Origin of the sequence: Microcoleus sp. AR_TQ3_B6 (assembly GCF_036702785.1) — a bacterium.
Lineage (GTDB): Bacteria > Cyanobacteriota > Cyanobacteriia > Cyanobacteriales > Microcoleaceae > Microcoleus.
On the sequence record NZ_JAUBVJ010000005.1, the window covers coordinates 133091 to 148707 of the forward strand.

9 protein-coding genes are annotated in these 15617 nt (G+C 46.6%); 6 read left to right on the plus strand and 3 right to left on the minus strand.

Translation table 11 applies throughout. The features are described from left to right. The first annotated feature begins 103 nt into the window (after positions 1-103). The 3 genes from QUB56_RS04505 (at position 104) to QUB56_RS37110 (ending at position 1444) form a co-directional block, all read left to right on the plus strand. On the plus strand, positions 104-316 hold the full coding sequence (locus QUB56_RS04505) for a hypothetical protein (protein ID WP_332953523.1): 213 nt from the start codon (positions 104-106) through the stop codon (positions 314-316). A gap of 533 nt (positions 317-849) precedes the next feature. Then, positions 850-1029 (plus strand): hypothetical protein, encoded by a 180-nt coding sequence (locus QUB56_RS37105; protein ID WP_445243306.1) that lies wholly within the window; start codon positions 850-852, stop codon positions 1027-1029. Between the two features lie 40 nt (positions 1030-1069). Further along, a complete protein-coding gene (locus QUB56_RS37110) occupies positions 1070-1444 on the plus strand; it encodes an IS200/IS605 family accessory protein TnpB-related protein (RefSeq protein WP_445243307.1) in 375 nt (124 codons plus the stop codon). Positions 1445-1919: 475 nt separating this feature from the next. On the opposite strand, the gene gatB is transcribed toward QUB56_RS37110, so the two are convergent. Continuing rightward, a complete protein-coding gene (gene gatB, locus QUB56_RS04515; protein WP_332953524.1) occupies positions 1920-3422 on the minus strand; it encodes an Asp-tRNA(Asn)/Glu-tRNA(Gln) amidotransferase subunit GatB in 1503 nt (500 codons plus the stop codon). A gap of 533 nt (positions 3423-3955) precedes the next feature. Here gatB and QUB56_RS04520 point away from each other — a divergent pair. The 3 genes from QUB56_RS04520 (at position 3956) to QUB56_RS04530 (ending at position 12588) form a co-directional block, all read left to right on the plus strand. Further along, the gene (locus tag QUB56_RS04520) at positions 3956-7231 is read left to right on the plus strand and encodes a PAS domain S-box protein (protein WP_332953526.1); all 3276 of its coding nucleotides are present in this window, start codon (positions 3956-3958) and stop codon (positions 7229-7231) included. Between the two features lie 454 nt (positions 7232-7685). Then, on the plus strand, positions 7686-10895 hold the full coding sequence (locus QUB56_RS04525) for an EAL domain-containing protein (RefSeq protein ID WP_332953527.1): 3210 nt from the start codon (positions 7686-7688) through the stop codon (positions 10893-10895). Positions 10896-10998: 103 nt separating this feature from the next. Beyond that, complete coding sequence (locus tag QUB56_RS04530) at positions 10999-12588, plus strand: glycoside hydrolase family 57 protein (protein WP_332953528.1); 1590 nt, start codon at positions 10999-11001, stop codon at positions 12586-12588. A gap of 139 nt (positions 12589-12727) precedes the next feature. Here QUB56_RS04530 and QUB56_RS04535 read toward each other — a convergent pair whose 3' ends face one another. Both QUB56_RS04535 and QUB56_RS04540 read right to left on the minus strand, forming a co-directional pair. Continuing rightward, a complete protein-coding gene (locus tag QUB56_RS04535; protein ID WP_332953530.1) occupies positions 12728-13786 on the minus strand; it encodes an RNA-binding domain-containing protein in 1059 nt (352 codons plus the stop codon). 6 nt (positions 13787-13792) lie between these two features. After that, a partial coding sequence (locus QUB56_RS04540) for a tetratricopeptide repeat protein (RefSeq protein ID WP_332953532.1) occupies positions 13793-15617 on the minus strand: 1825 nt, incomplete at its 5' end.

A 15617-nucleotide genomic window follows, 5' to 3' on the forward strand; every position in this document is an offset into this window, starting at 1 on the left:
TAAAACTTCATTGAGTTTATAAGCAATTATAAACAATAATGGTATTATATTGTTCTGAGTGTTGAACAAGGAAGACGCACAGCCTAAAGAACGGAAGTCTCAAATGCAACTAACAGAGAGGCACATCATTAAATCGACGGAACACCGTTTCGCCCAAATTGACGAACTAGCCTTTAAATCTAAGAACCTCTACAATGCCGCTAAATACGTCATTCGTCAGAGCTTTCTTTATGGATGGGGCTATGTCAATTACAACGAAATGAACCGTTTGATGAAGTCTCACAAAGCATACAAGGCTTTACCTGCTTTCGGTTAGTCAGCAAATATTGATGGTGCTAGATAAGAATTGTCCATCCTTCTTTGAGGCGATTAAGAATTACAAAACGGAACCCTCTAAATTCACGCGATCGCCCCAAACTGCCGAAATACAAAGATAAGACCAAAGGGCGAAACCTCCTTGTATAAACGATTCAAGCAATTAGTAGCAAACAGTTAAAGAAAGGAATCATTAAACTTTCGGGTACTGAATTTTCGCTCAAAACAAAAGTCAATACCGAGCCGATTTGCTTTCGTTAGACTGGTTCCGAAATGTGATTCCTATGTAGTGGAGGTAATTTATGATAAACCAGAGTCCACCTGTATAGCAATCCTCGCATCACTTTCAATAACTTCCAGGCTCTGCCTGGGAATAAATGTCACTCTTGCTCTGCCTCGCCTGCTACAATCGAACCCAGGCAGAGCCTCCGGATCTGCATTACCAGGCTCTGACTGGTAACGAGTAGAATCATTTAGGATTGCTATAGCAACCCTAACTTTGTACCTAGTATTGATTTAGGACTAGATAATTTAGTGGCGTTAACTTCAAATCAACCGGGATTTATCCCTTTGTTGATTAACGGGCGACCATTGAAATCGATTAACCAGTTCTACAACAAGCGCTCTTCAAGATTGCAATCCCAGTTAACAGGGAACCGCAAAACATCACCCCGGATGAGCGCGCTTAACTCGCTGGATCGATCAGAAAGTTGACAATTACTTACATCATGCTAGCCGTCTAATTATTAACTTTTTGCTCGCCAAGCAGATTGGGACGCTAGTAATTGGCAAGAACGCGCAGTGGAAAACTGAAATTGATCGAGGGAAGCCTACTAACCAAAACTTTGTTAGTATTCCTCACTCTCGATTGATTGAGATGTTGGAATACAAAGCTCGGTTGGTAGGAATCGATGTAATTGTACAGGAAGAATCTTACACATCTCGCGCAAATTTTTTGGGTTTAGATTCAATCCCTGTCTACGGGAAAACAGAAAAAGAGCCTGTGTTTACGGGTAAGCGGATTAAAAGAGGTTTGTACAAAACATCGGTTGGTCAGTTAATTAATTCCGATGTGAACGCCGCGTACAACATCCTCTCAAAAGCAATCCCAACTACGCAGCACTCTTGATAGAGAGCTGCGTAGTTGGGCCGAGGCAGGTCAATCCGCTCAAAGTAAAAGTGAAAGGGGAGGGACTTAACGCCTCCCATGTCATGTCATAAATGACTATACTTTTGCCAGCTATCAGCAAATCGCCTCAACGAATCAAGAATCGAGCGCTTCTTTATACCTCAGAGTGTCAAACCTGTTGGGGATCTGTCCCTCTCCCTCTCCCCCATCCTTATTTTCACGCCGGTGCCCGACAAAAAAAAGACAAAAAAAGAGAGAGCTACGTAAGTAACTCTCTCTGCCATCAGGGTGCATCTACATAACACAATATAACACGAGGGGTATGAGGGGTGAAACCCCCAAACGTGAAGATATGGTAAAGAAATGTATATAAATTATAAAGTTATCATACCGCGCCAAAAGCTAGAGGGGGGCGGGATCGGGGAAAACCGATCGCCCGCCGCACTATCCGCTACATGACCCCCTTAACGATTGCTTAGCCTGGGCCGTTAAGCTTGGCCGCGAGCAGCTCATTGGTCAATTTGGGATCGGCCCGGCCGCCCGTCTCCTTCATCACTTTGCCGACAAAAAAGCCCAGCAGCTTAGTTTTGCCGGCTCGGTACTGTTCGAGCTCCTTGGGATTGGCGGTCAAAACTGCATCGATGGCGCGCGCGATCGCCCCAGTATCCGAAATTTGAATCAAACCCTTGCTCTCTACGAAGTTCTGAGGAGAACCGCCGTTGGCGAGCAACTCGGGCAAAATATCCTTAGCGATTTTGCCGCTGATGGTGCCGGCATCAATTAGCGCCAGCAGTTCGGCTAAATCCTGCGGTTGGAAAGGAATTTCTGAAATCGCCAGCTTTTCATTTTTCAGATAAGCAGTAATATCGCCCATCACCCAATTGGCAGCTTGTTTGGGGACAGCACCGGCGGCGATCGATTTTTCAAAATACTCAGCCACGGCTTTGTCGTCTGTCAGCACCCGCGCGTCGTAGGGAGAAAGAGCGAGCTCGGTTTCGTAGCGATGGCGCTTTTGGGCCGGCAATTCTGGCAGTTGAGCTTTCCACTCCTGCAATTGCTCGGTCGAAACTTCGATCGGAGGCAAATCCGGTTCCGGGAAATACCGATAATCGCTGGCACCTTCCTTGGTCCGCATACTGAAAGTACACTGCTTGTTTTCATCCCAAAGCCGCGTTTCTTGGACGATGGTTTCGCCATTTTCCAGAGCTTGAATTTGCCGCTCGATCTCGTAATCGATCGCCCGTTCGATCGCATTAAAAGAGTTCATATTTTTAATTTCCACCTTCGTGCCGAACTCTTTTCGGCCAACGGGGCGCACCGAAATATTCACGTCGCACCGGAGCGAACCTTCCTGCATATTCCCGTCGCCAACACCGATGTAGCGGACGATCCGCCGCAATTCTTGACCGTATTCGGCAGCTTCCGCGCCCGAGCGCAAATCCGGTTCCGAAACAATTTCGATTAGAGGCACACCGGCGCGGTTGTAATCCACCATTGAATAAGTAGAACCGCTCAGCCGATCGCTGCCGCCGTGGACCAATTTTCCGGCATCTTCCTCCATGTGCAAGCGAGTGATTCCGATTTTTTTTCTAGTAGAATTTCCCGTCTCGTCCACCAGTTCAATTTCTAGCCAACCGTTATTCGCGATCGGCAAATCGAACTGAGAAATTTGATAATTTTTCGGCAAATCCGGATAGAAATATTGCTTGCGGTCAAACTTACTGTAAGGTGCGATGGAGCAGTTGAGAGCCAGCCCTGCTTTCACCGCATATTCCAGCACTTTTTGATTTAATACTGGCAACACTCCAGGCATTCCCATACAAATTGGGTCAATGTTAGTATTTGGGGCATTGCCAAATTCTGTAGAAGAACTGGAGAAAATTTTAGTATTCGTACTCAATTGACAATGAGTTTCGAGACCGATAATGGCTTCGTACTGAGTTTGGTTTTTTATCGAAGAGGGTGCAGCAGCAGTCATAAGCGATTTAAAAGACTGAATAACTTGAGATTTTATTTTAGCTTTTTATTGACCAAACCGATTGGAGATTATTTGTAGGTAGGGGCGGTTTCATTGGTGTCAACAAGCCGGTTAACCTGCAGGGAAAGCAGGGGGGGTTGAAACCCCTCATTTCCCTGTGTCCAAGCGCGTGGAAAGTTGAGACCAATGGCGATCGGCACAAGCAACGCCCTGCGGAGGATTCGCGATCGCGAAGCCGATATCCTTTGGATCGCCCCCAAACAACAACCCTGTGCAAAAATATATTGAGTGGCAGCTCCCGCCCACACCCCTAGGTCCAGGAGAGTTTTAGATCGATCGACCACAATTGGCGATCGCATCGATCCCCAAACCCTTTTACTGGCAGTCTTTAATAGCACCGCCCGCCGACAGCGATCGGCTCCGCGCACCAATTAAAAATTAAAAATGTATAATTTGACATAAAATTACATATTTTTAATTTTTAAACTTTAATTTTGAATTGTAAAAGTAACACTTGCGTAAGTGTCAAAAATATGCCGGAAATTCCAGTTGAAAGTGCCACACTGTTTCACAACAGCATCACTGAGCTAGAGCAGGCGGAATCAGCCCTCGAACTCGCTTGGAACGAACTCGAAAAACAAACAGCAGAAACCATTGCTCATATTGCCAAATCCGGCTGCGCAAACACACAGGAAATGACCGACCGCTTGGCGCTGGCGAAGCAACTCCGCCAGCAACTTCAACGTCAAATAAAACAAGCCAACTCGCGGCTGGAATTTCACCTAGAAAACACGCCAATGGCAGTTATAGAGTGGGACAGGGAATTTCGGGTAGTGCGGTGGTCGCCAATGGCAGAACAAATATTTGGCTGGAGTGCAGCAGAAGTAATCGGTAAATACTGGGACGAATGGTCAATTGTTCATCAAGAAGACTTCGAGCAAGTGTGCGCCGTCACAAATCAACTGTTACACCGCAGAGAACCCCGCAACATTTGCCGCAACCGCAACTATACCAAAGATGGCTCGGTAATTTACTGCGAATGGTACAATTCGGCTGTAATCGATGAATCGGGAACAGTAGTTTCAATTCTCTCTTTTGCCAGAGACATAACCGAGCGCCACCGCACTCGAGAAGAACTGCACCGGCGCGAGCAAGCTTTCAGCACCCTAGCCGAAAATGCGACTGATATCATCGCCCGGTTCGATCGAGAACGGCGCCTCGTTTACATCAACCAAGCAGTAGAATCAGCGACTGGAAAACCCCCCGCAGAATTAATTGGCAATAGCAACAGACAATCAGGAATGCCGCCCGACTTGTGCGACTTGTGGGACGAGACTTTTCTGAAAGTTTTTGGCACGGGCCAACAAGAAACTATAGAATTTGAGTTTCCCACTCCCCAGGGCATAAAACATTACCACTGTCGAGTCATTCCCGAATTTGCTGAAGACAATTCAGTAGAAACCGTTTTATCCATCGCCCGCGACTTCACAGAACTAAAACAAGTCGAATGCCAGTTGCGACAAAGCGAATCCAAATTTAGAGCCATTGTTGATTCTAACATGATCGGTCTAATTTTTTGGGATATTAACGGCAGCATTACAGATGCCAACGCCGCTTTTTTAAACACGGTAAACTACACGCGGGACGATCTGCTTTCAGGAAGAATTAACTGGCAAGAAATGACCCCGCCAGAATACGTGAGTATAGACACAGAAAAAGTGGCAGAACTGAGAGCTAGAAATACGGTTATTCCCTTTGAAAAAGAATTTATGCGCTCCGATGGTAGCCGCGTTCCGGTGCTGCTTGGCAGCACATTTTTAGAAGGAACGCAGCAGTTAGGTGTTAGTTTTGTGCTGGACTTAAGCAAGCGCAAACAGGCAGAAGCGGAACTGCAAAAACATCAACAACTTTTAGAGAGCATCCTGACAACTATCCCCAACTTTCTCTACATTTACGATGTAGTAGAGAACAAAAATATTTATGCAAATGAATCTGTCACAGCCATACTCGGCTACACTGCAAAAGAATGGCAAGATTTGAGTATAGATGCTGTCGCTAACTTAGTTCATCCCGAGGATAGGTTAAAGCTAATTACAGGTATGGAGCGGCTAAAATACAGCAGCAATCCCTATGAAACGGATGACAGAGACTACAGAATCAAACACAAAAATGGGGAATGGCGCTGGGTGCACGATCGGTCTACAATCTTCAAAAGAACCCCAGACGGGCAAATGAGGCAAGTTATCGGTTCCGTACTCGACATCAGCGATCGCAAACAAGCCGAAGAATCATTAAAACAGCAAAAAGAACTGCTGCAAACTATTTTCGACAACGTGCCGGTCATGCTCGCATTCTTGGGCAGCAGCGGTGAAGTAAACTGGGTAAACCGCCACTGGGAACAAGTGCTCGGCTGGAGTTTTGCAGAAATCAAAGACCGCGATATCTTGGCCGAATTTTATCCGCAGCCAGAATACCGTCAATACGTTTTGGATGAAATCCAAGCAGCAAATCAGAACTGGAGCGACTTCCAAACAAAAGTTAGAGACGGGCGAATTATCGACACTTCTTGGGCATATGTTCGCCTTTCCGACGGCAGGTGTATCAGCATTGGTCAAGATATCACCGAACGCAAACGAGTAGAAGCTGAACTCAAAGAACTTAACGAAACTTTAGAAGCTCAAGTCGCCCAGCGAACCGCAGAGTTAGAGACTTTTTTTGATGCTTTGCCGGACTACATTTATGTTGTAGAACGGGACAATATGCGCTTTTCTTTTGTCAACCATCCCCTTGCCAAAGTTTCCGGCTTCGACAGCAGGCAGCAAATGCAGGGCAAAACCATTTTTGAGTGCTATCGCAGCGAACTGACAGAACGATTTTCCCGGGAAAATTTGCAGGTATTTGAATCGGGCAAAACTCTGCACTTCCAGGAAAAATTTGTGAAAGCGGACGGCAATGCTTACTTCGACACGTTTAAAATTCCGCTGAGAAATCTCAACGGCGAGGTTTATGCTTTAATTGGCACTGCTCGCGATATCACAGAGTTGGTAGAGACAAAACAAGCGTTGTCACAACGTACAGAGCAATTAGAAGTTGCCAATCAAGAATTAGAATCTTTTTCTTACTCAGTTTCCCACGACTTGCGCGCGCCTTTGCGACACATTTCAGGTTTTGTCAATGCCTTGAAGCAGCGGCTAGAAGCAACTGAGGGTTTGAGCGATAGCAAAATACTTCACTATCTGGAAGTAATTGAAGACAGCAGCCAAAAAATGAGCCTGTTGATTGACGGTTTGCTCGCCCTGTCGCGGGTGACTCGCACTGAGTTGATGCACATTCCGATCGATCTGGTCCGTTTGGTACACACTGCGATTAAATTGACTAAACCCCCAAATGTCTCAGATCCGGCCCAAACTCCCCACAGCGTTGAATTTGCCGTCGGAAATTTGCCGACGGTAACGGGAGATCCAACCTTGCTGCAACAGGTGTTCAGCAACTTGATCGGTAACGCCGTCAAGTTCAGCCGCGGACGCACTCCCGCTACAATAGTTATTGATGCTTTACCGGATGGAACGATTTTTGTCAAGGATAACGGTGTGGGTTTTCCGATGGAATATGCCGATCGGCTATTTGGAGCCTTTCAGAGGCTGCACTCCCAGAGAGAATTTGAAGGTACTGGCATCGGTTTGGCGATCGTCCAGCGGATTATTCACCGCCACGGCGGCACGGTTTGGGCCCAAAGCCGACCTAGTCAAGGAGCCACGTTTTACTTTAAACTAGGGCAAACAATCTCAAATGGTAATATAGATTCGTAAGTTAAGTGTATAAGAGTTTGAAATTCTGAATTTGAAACTTTTATACACTTAAATAAGTCACCATCGGTGAGAGCATCCGAATTTTGGTTTGACAGGAGTGTTGGCTGTGAGAGATCGAAGTGAAAGATATAGGCTTGGCTGTGCAAGATGCTCGCACTCCTAAAAACGCTTTTTAGAGAATTGGGATGCTCCCCAATCGGTTCGGTCAGCCTTCGACTGCGGGTACTCGCATAAAGGTTTTGAGAGTAGAGTATATAGGGGTTCGATCGCGTGGTGAGCTATGCCCGTGGATCCGTCAGCTTGATGTCAGATAGTACCTCAGGTTACTGAGAAAGGCTATATAATTTATTTTGCTAAGAATAACTAAAAATACCGAGATAAAATTAACCTAACTCAATCTAAAAAATTACATTTAGCAACAAGAACAACTAATTTAAAACCTCCCCAATACCTTATGTTAGATATAACTGAGACAAACTATCTACTAAAAGTGGTAGCGGAATCAACATTGCAATTGTTGATTGTCGAAGACATGGCAGAAGATATGGAATTAATAGTGCTCGCCTTAGAAGCGGGGGGAGTAAATTTTAATTGGGATACGGCAGAAACAGCAGCAGAGTGCAGAAAACTGCTCGAAAATTGCCATTACGATGCTGTACTATCAGATTACCGCCTGCCAGGTCTCAACGGTTTAGAAGTGTTGAAATTAATGCAGGAATTAGGGAAAAACATACCATTTATTTTAGTAACCGGAAGTTTGGGAGAAGAAGCGGCAGTTGAGTGCATCAAAGCCGGAATGACCGATTACGTATTAAAAGGGCGGCTGTTTAGGTTGCCAACAGTCTTAGAACGATCGCTCCAAGAATACAAAATGCGGCGCCAGCAGCAAGAAGCGATAGCCCAACTGCACCGACAAGCTCAGCGAGAAGCGATCGTCAACCGCATCCTCCAAGCCATGCGCTTCACCCTGGTACTCGACGAAGTGCTACAAACCACCGCAGATCAACTGCACGAAGCTCTCGAAATCAGCGCCTGCGCTATCTTGCAGCCTGATGCCGAAGGCGGCATCAGAGTTAGCAACATCAGCTCAGCCGCCGGTAGAGAACGGTTCGTCGGGCTAAATTGCGAATTTGCCGAGCACTACCACTCCTGGCTGGCGGCGGGGGAAACCCTGGCGGTTGACGAGTTATCGACCCTGTGCCCGTCCCTGCAAGCATCAGCAGATTTTGTAGGGTTTCGCGCCGTCGCGATCGCGCCGCTGCTCTACCAGCAGTCATTTTTGGGAGGAATTGCCATCTATCAGTGCGATCGGGCGCGCTCTTGGACCGCCGAAGAACTGTCGCTACTCAAAGCTATAGCCGACCAGTGCGCGATCGCGATCCACCAAGCGGAACTATACCAACAAGCCCAAACCGAACTCGCAGAACGCAAGCGCGCCGAAGCAGCAGTCTGCGGCATCCAGCAGCAGCTAGCGACAATGGCAGCCAACATTCCCGGCTCAGTCTACCGCGTCGTGCTGCATCCAGACGGCACAATATCGATGCCCTACATCAGTCCGGGCGTGCGCGAAGTTACTGGGATCGGGGCCGAAGAAGTAATGAAGCGCCCGGAACTCTTGACCGAAATCATCCATCCAGAGGACAAAATCTCTTTTGACAGCAGCGTAGCAGCATCGAGAGCGAGTCTTTTGCCGTGCGATCGCCAGTACCGGATCGTTCTGAGATCTGGGGAGGTCAAGTGGGTGCAAGACAGCGCCAGATTTTCCCAGAACGAAAACGGCGACATAATTGTAGACGGAGTAGCTCTCGACATCAGCGATCGCAAAGAAGCCGAATCAGCCCTCAGAAAAAGCGAACAGCGATTTCGATCGCTGATTGAAAACGCCACAGACATCACGATCATTATCGACGGTGAGGGCATCTTCCGCTATATCAGCCCTTCGGTCAAACGAATTTTAGGATACGCGCCCCACCAGGCGATCGGGCGCAGCGCCTTAGAAATAGTTCACCCCGACGACTGCGCCGCGATCGCCCAAACCCTCAAAAAAGTCATTGAAAACCCCAAAAGAAGCCAGTCCCCAGTTGAGTACCGAGTCCGCCACCGCAACGGTTGCTGGTGTTATGTAGAAGCTGTAGCCACCAACTTGCTGTACGATCCGGCAGTCCAGGGAATCGTGATTAACTGTCACGACATCACTCAGCGCAAACTCGCCGAGGAAAAACTGCTGCACGACGCTTTTCACGACGCCCTCACCGGATTGCCCAACCGATCGCTATTTACCGATCGGCTTTCACACGCTTTGAAACGGGCAAAACGGCGCAAAGACTACTTGTTTGCCGTGCTGTTTCTCGATTTAGATAGATTTAAAGTAGTCAACGATTCCCTCGGCCACGCGATCGGCGATCAACTGCTAGTAGCGATCGCCAGGCGTCTGGAAGCTTGTCTCAGGGCCGGAGACACAGTGGCCCGCATCGGAGGAGACGAATTCGTGCTGTTGCTCGAAGACATCGAGAGCATAAATGAAGCTACCAGCGTTGTCAACCGCCTGCAAAAGAAAATCACCTCCCCGATCGTTCTCGACGGACACGAAGTATTTATCACCGCCAGCATCGGCATAGCTTTGAGTTCTGGCGAATACGTGGAACCGACAAACCTGCTGCGCGACGCCGACACGGCAATGTACCGCGCCAAAGAACTCGGCAGAGCCCGACACGAAGTTTTCAACAGTTCCATGCACGCCCACGCTTTGCGGCTGTTGCAGCTAGAAAACGACCTGCGGCGGGCGATCGAATCAATTAGAGACCCGGTTAGAGAAGAAGACTTTCCCCCATCCCCCGCATCAGCCTTACCTCCCTTATCCGCAGCGCCCCAGTTTATCCTTCACTACCAGCCGATCGTGTCGATCGCCAACGGCAAAATTACCAGTTTTGAGGCCCTTGTGCGCTGGCAGCATCCCGAACGCGGCTTAGTTTCCCCAATGGAATTCATCACAATGGCCGAGGAAACCGGCTTGATCGTACCCCTGGGCCGCTGGGTACTGCGGACAGCTTGCCAGCAAATCGGCCAGTGGCAGCAACTATTTCCAAGCAACCCGCCCTTGAGTGTCAGCGTCAACCTTTCAGCCAAACAGTTTTCTCAGCCAGATTTAATCGAATACATCGACCAAGTTCTGGCAGAAAGTCACCTCGACGGCAGCAGTTTAAAACTAGAAATTACCGAAAGCGTACTCATAGAAAATTCCGAATCAGTAACAGCAATGCTGGTGCAGCTCAGAGCCCGAAACATAGACTTGTGCATTGACGACTTCGGCACCGGCTATTCATCTCTTTCCTACCTGCACCGCTTCCCCACCAATACCTTAAAAATAGACCGCTCATTTGTTAGCAGGATGGGAGGTGATTTTGCCCTCGGCAAAGGAGCTATCGACCCCACAGAAATTGTGCGGTCGATCGTTACTTTATCGCACAATTTAGGCATGGATGTAGTAGCCGAAGGAGTCGAAGAAGCCTCGCAACTATCTATACTCAAAGGATTAAAATGTGAGTACGCCCAGGGATACTTTTTCTCAAAGCCAGTAGACTCTCAAACAGCAGCAGCCCTAATCCGACAGCAAGCAGAACATCAGAATTTGCTGACATTTAGTTTGTTAGAGAAAGGCAATTAAAAAAACACGGCACTTTGTACGTCCCGTTTCAGCATAAAATCTTAAAATATTTTAAAGCTGTCCCTAACTGGCGTCAGTTAATAACTACGGCATCCAAATCACTATGACTATTGGCTACCTCGCCCTCGTTCTCCACGCCCACTTGCCTTTTGTCCGCCACCCAGAAAGCGACTACGTTTTAGAAGAAGAATGGCTGTTTGAGGCGATCGCGGAAACCTACATTCCCCTGTTGCAAGTCTTTGAAGGGCTCAAGCGCGACGGCATCGACTTTAAAATTACCATGAGCATGACACCGCCCTTGGTGGCAATGCTGCGCGACCCCTTGCTGCAAGACCGTTTCGACGACCACTTGGCAAAACTCGAAGAACTAGCGGATCTCGAAATCGAACACCATAGCGGAAACGGTCACCTCCGCTATTTAGCAGAACATTACGCCGCCCACTTCTCTCAAGTCCGCAACTTTTGGGAAAGGTACGATCGAGATTTAGTAAAAGCCTTCAAACAATTCCAAGACAGCAACAACCTCGAAATCATCACGTGCGGCGCCACCCACGGCTATTTACCGCTGATGAAAATGTACCCCGAGGCAGTCTGGGCGCAAATTCAAGTAGCCTGCGACAACTACGAACAAAACTTCGGCCGCCGACCAAAAGGCATTTGGCTGCCCGAATGCGCCTACTACGAGGGCTTAGAGCGGATGTTAGCCGACGCAGGCCTCCGCTACTTTCTCACAGACGGTCACGGCATCCTCTACGCCCGCCCGCGTCCCCGCTACGGCAGCTACGCCCCAATTTTCACCGAATGCGGAGTAGCAGCCTTCGGCCGGGATCACGAATCATCGCAGCAGGTTTGGTCTTCCGAAGTCGGCTATCCAGGCGCCGCCGAATACCGCGAATTCTACAAAGATTTGGGTTGGGAAGCTGACTACGACTACATCAAGCCCTACATCATGCCCAACGGACAGCGGAAAAATACCGGGATTAAATATCACAAAATCACCGGTCGCGGATTGGGTTTAGGCGATAAACAGTTGTACGATCCTTACTGGGCAAGGGAAAAAGCAGCGGAACACGCCAGCAACTTTGCGTTCAACCGGGAACGCCAAGTCGAACACCTCAACGGCATTATGCAGCGTCCGCCGATTATTGTTTCACCTTACGACGCCGAACTTTTCGGTCACTGGTGGTACGAAGGGCCTTGGTTCTTAGATTACCTGTTCCGCAAGAGTTGGTACGACCAAAATACCTACGAGATGACGCACTTAGCCGATTATTTGCGGGGAAATCCGACTCAGCAAGTGTGCCGCCCGTCTCAGTCGAGTTGGGGTTTCCGGGGTTTCCACGAATATTGGCTCAACGATACCAATGCTTGGATTTACCCGCACTTGCACAAAGCAGCGGAACGGATGATTGAGTTGGGAAGCATGGAACCGGCGGATGAGTTGCAGTGGCGCGCCTTGAACCAAGCCGCGCGGGAAGTGCTGCTAGCTCAATCCTCTGACTGGGCGTTTATCATGCGTACAGGGACGATGGTGCCCTATGCAGTGCGGCGGACTCGATCGCACTTAATGCGCTTTCACAAGCTGTACGATGAAGTGAAAGAAGGCAAAGTCGATTCGGGTTGGTTGGAGAAGGTAGAAGAGATAGATAACATCTTTCCCGAGATTAATTATCGAGTTTATCGATCGCTATAAGCAAACTTCGAGCAAATCCCGACAGTTTAAAACCCGCCAGCGCGGGTTTTTTTCATACACTAGCTTTGTAGGGTGCGTGAGAACGAGAAATCTTCAACTACCAACGATGAGGCTATTTCTCACGCACCGCACAATCGCATTACAGGTGATCGTAGATATTTGGAAGATCGAGAGGTTCAGACCTGTTCGACATCCGAATATAAAATTCAAGTTTCTTTTCGTTCGTTTTCTGTAGCCAAGCTTTTTTCGCCGATTTTTTTATATAAATCGCACAGACATCTTTCCCATCAATTTTTTCAAACCTAATTTTAATCTGCTGAGTAAAGTTGCTGCCAATACATTGACAGATTGAATCAATAATTGTCCGCTCTAGCCGATCCAGATTTCCATTTGACAGTAAAGAGAAATCCTTTTCTAGCCCGAAAATATTACCATTATCTTCAACGCCGATAATGAGAGTTCCACCTTCAGAATTAAGAAATGCAGCAATTGTCTTAAGAGTGCTAAATCTTAAGTCTTTATTCTCACAATTGCGCCGAACATCCCACTGAAAGGTACTCTTATACTCCAGGCGATCGCTTTCAGGGAGTTTGATCAACTCAGAAATTGGGCGCAGTTCGCCAATTTTTCTGATCGTTGTTAAAAAGCGGCGCAGTTGTCGTTCCTCAATCTGTCGTTTCAATATTTCTTCTGTATCTGCTGCATCGATTACCGTTTTGTTAATCACGGCAATGTACTGACCAAAATATGTTCGATCCAACGTTTCTATATTCTCGTTAATCCACTGCTCATTCTGAACGTTACCCCAACGGTTGAAATAGGCGATCGCCTCCTGAATCGATTCATGAAGTATATCGAAAATATTACCTCGCATATTTTTAGAAATATAGTCCCATGCGCCCATCTTGAAAGCAGTGCGGCAATCTGAAACTGTATCATTGGCAGTCAAGATAATAACTACAGAAGAAAGATTTCGGGCTTTCACTTCGTCAATAACAGCAAATCCACTGTCATCCTGCTCCATTCGCATATCTGCAATAATTACGTCAAAGGGCTTTCCCAATTTCTCTTTAGCTTGAGCAACACTGGTAGCCGTTTCAATCTGCTCGTAGCCATAGTCCCCAAGCCATTCCAGTAACTCATTCAAAAATCGAGGATTGTCTTCTACCAAGAGCAAATGAACGTTTTTAGTTTGCATATTATCTTACACCTCTTCCTCAAGATAAGGAATATAAATTTCAAATCTAGCTCCATCTTGTCCCGTTTCCCGAATATAGCCCTTCATCTGGGTCAGGGTTTTACGGATAATGAACAGCCCTAATCCGCTACCTTTACCCTCCGGAGAGGTGGTTTTTAGGGGTTGAAAGATCCAATCTTTCTGATAATCTGGAACGCCCTTACCATCATCAGCAAATTCAAGAAACAGATATTTTTGCTCTCCAGGGACATTCATTCCCCGAATTCCTGATGGGTTGACCACATCTTGGGATGTGATACGAATGGTCAATTTCGGCTGGTCAGCATTGTGCTTCAGAGAATTTTCGACCAGTTCATTCAATGCACTCTTTATTTTTTCCTGATCTCCATAGAACTGAGAGTCACCGTTTCTTATGTCTAGAAGAATGCAAGCATTATCAATATGGCAAGTTATTTCCCACTTTTCAAATAGTTCCTTGACATGAAAACGGTGATTTTTGATAGAGATACCTTCGTTGATAGCTTTCAAGTCATTGAGAGCACTCTGGGTTAGTTCCAGTTGTGTCAGCAATTTATCAAACTGGGCGTAATGCTCGTCATTAGGTGATAACTTTCGGATGGCTCGTATAGTCTTCGACTTGATCACAGCCAATTCGTTATTCACAAAGTCAGAGATATCATGGGCAGTTTTGGAAATGACCGTCAAAATCCTCCGATAGTCGTCATTAGAAATAGTTTCAATCTCAGATTTTTGTGCTTCCTTGCGTTTGTCAACCTCTTGGAAGACATCTTCAATCGCTTGAATAATACCGTTTAATAAGGGATCTTCGCGATCGGAGCGACGTGAAATTCGATAAGCAATTGCTTTGAGGATGCTGATCTCATTGGCGATTTTGTGATACATCGCCCGATTGAGCATTTCCGTGTCGCTTAATTCACTTGGGACATCAGTTTTGACCATTTCAAAGTAGTCTTGCTCACTAAAGTTAAGAATCAGCATTTCCCTTGCCTGATTGTAGCGCGGAGAATCTTTGTCGATTTGCCGCAGCATTTGAATGGCTGTATCGTTATGAGGATCGCGGGCAAAAATATTTCTAGCACTGTGGAGCCGTGTTTTCTCTTTGTCATCCGAGTTTGCAATTGCTGCCTCGAAATATTCGTCACCTTTCTTTCGTTGCTTAATGCAGTAGTATAGCCTACCTAATGTGAGCAGAATTATATTAGCTTCATATTGACTCAGAAGATCCATTTTAATTGCAAATAACTGGTTAATTGCCTCTTGGTACTTGCCTAATCTTTCTAAAGCAGGGAAATAGTTAAAATAAATAAAATTGTTTCGTATATTAGAATTTTCTAATCCCATTTGTAGTGCGTTTTCAAAAAATGGCAAAGCCTTCTCATCCTGACCAACTGAAGCTAAAGTAATAGCATAACTACTGATAGTTTTCGGATTATTAGGTTCAATTTGAAGTGCTCGCTCAAACAAAGGCAAAGCTTTCTCATACTCACGAATCCAAGTCAAAGCATAGGCATAACTACTGAGAATTTTCGGATTATTAGGTTCGATTTTTAGCGCTCGCTCAAACAAAAGCCAAGCTTTTTCATACTCACGAATCCAAGTCAAAGCATAGGCATAACTATTGAGCGTTATCACATTATTAGGTTCAATTTGAAGCGCTCCCTCAAACAACTGTAAAGCTTTCTCATGCTGATTATTGGAAATCAAAGTTTTGGCATAACTATTTAGCGTTATCAGATGATTAGGTTCAATTTGTAGCGCTCGCTCAAACAACGGCCAAGCTTTCTCATGCTGATTATTTGAAATCAAAGCT

Coding starts and splice junctions, on each gene's coding strand:
- gatB (WP_332953524.1), bottom strand. CDS start 3,422: ATGACTGCTGCTGCACCCTCTTCGATAAAAAACCAAACTCAGTACGAA.
- QUB56_RS04505 (WP_332953523.1), top strand. CDS start 104: ATGCAACTAACAGAGAGGCACATCATTAAATCGACGGAACACCGTTTC.
- QUB56_RS04525 (WP_332953527.1), top strand. CDS start 7,686: ATGTTAGATATAACTGAGACAAACTATCTACTAAAAGTGGTAGCGGAA.
- QUB56_RS04520 (WP_332953526.1), top strand. CDS start 3,956: ATGCCGGAAATTCCAGTTGAAAGTGCCACACTGTTTCACAACAGCATC.
- QUB56_RS04535 (WP_332953530.1), bottom strand. CDS start 13,786: ATGCAAACTAAAAACGTTCATTTGCTCTTGGTAGAAGACAATCCTCGA.
- QUB56_RS04530 (WP_332953528.1), top strand. CDS start 10,999: ATGACTATTGGCTACCTCGCCCTCGTTCTCCACGCCCACTTGCCTTTT.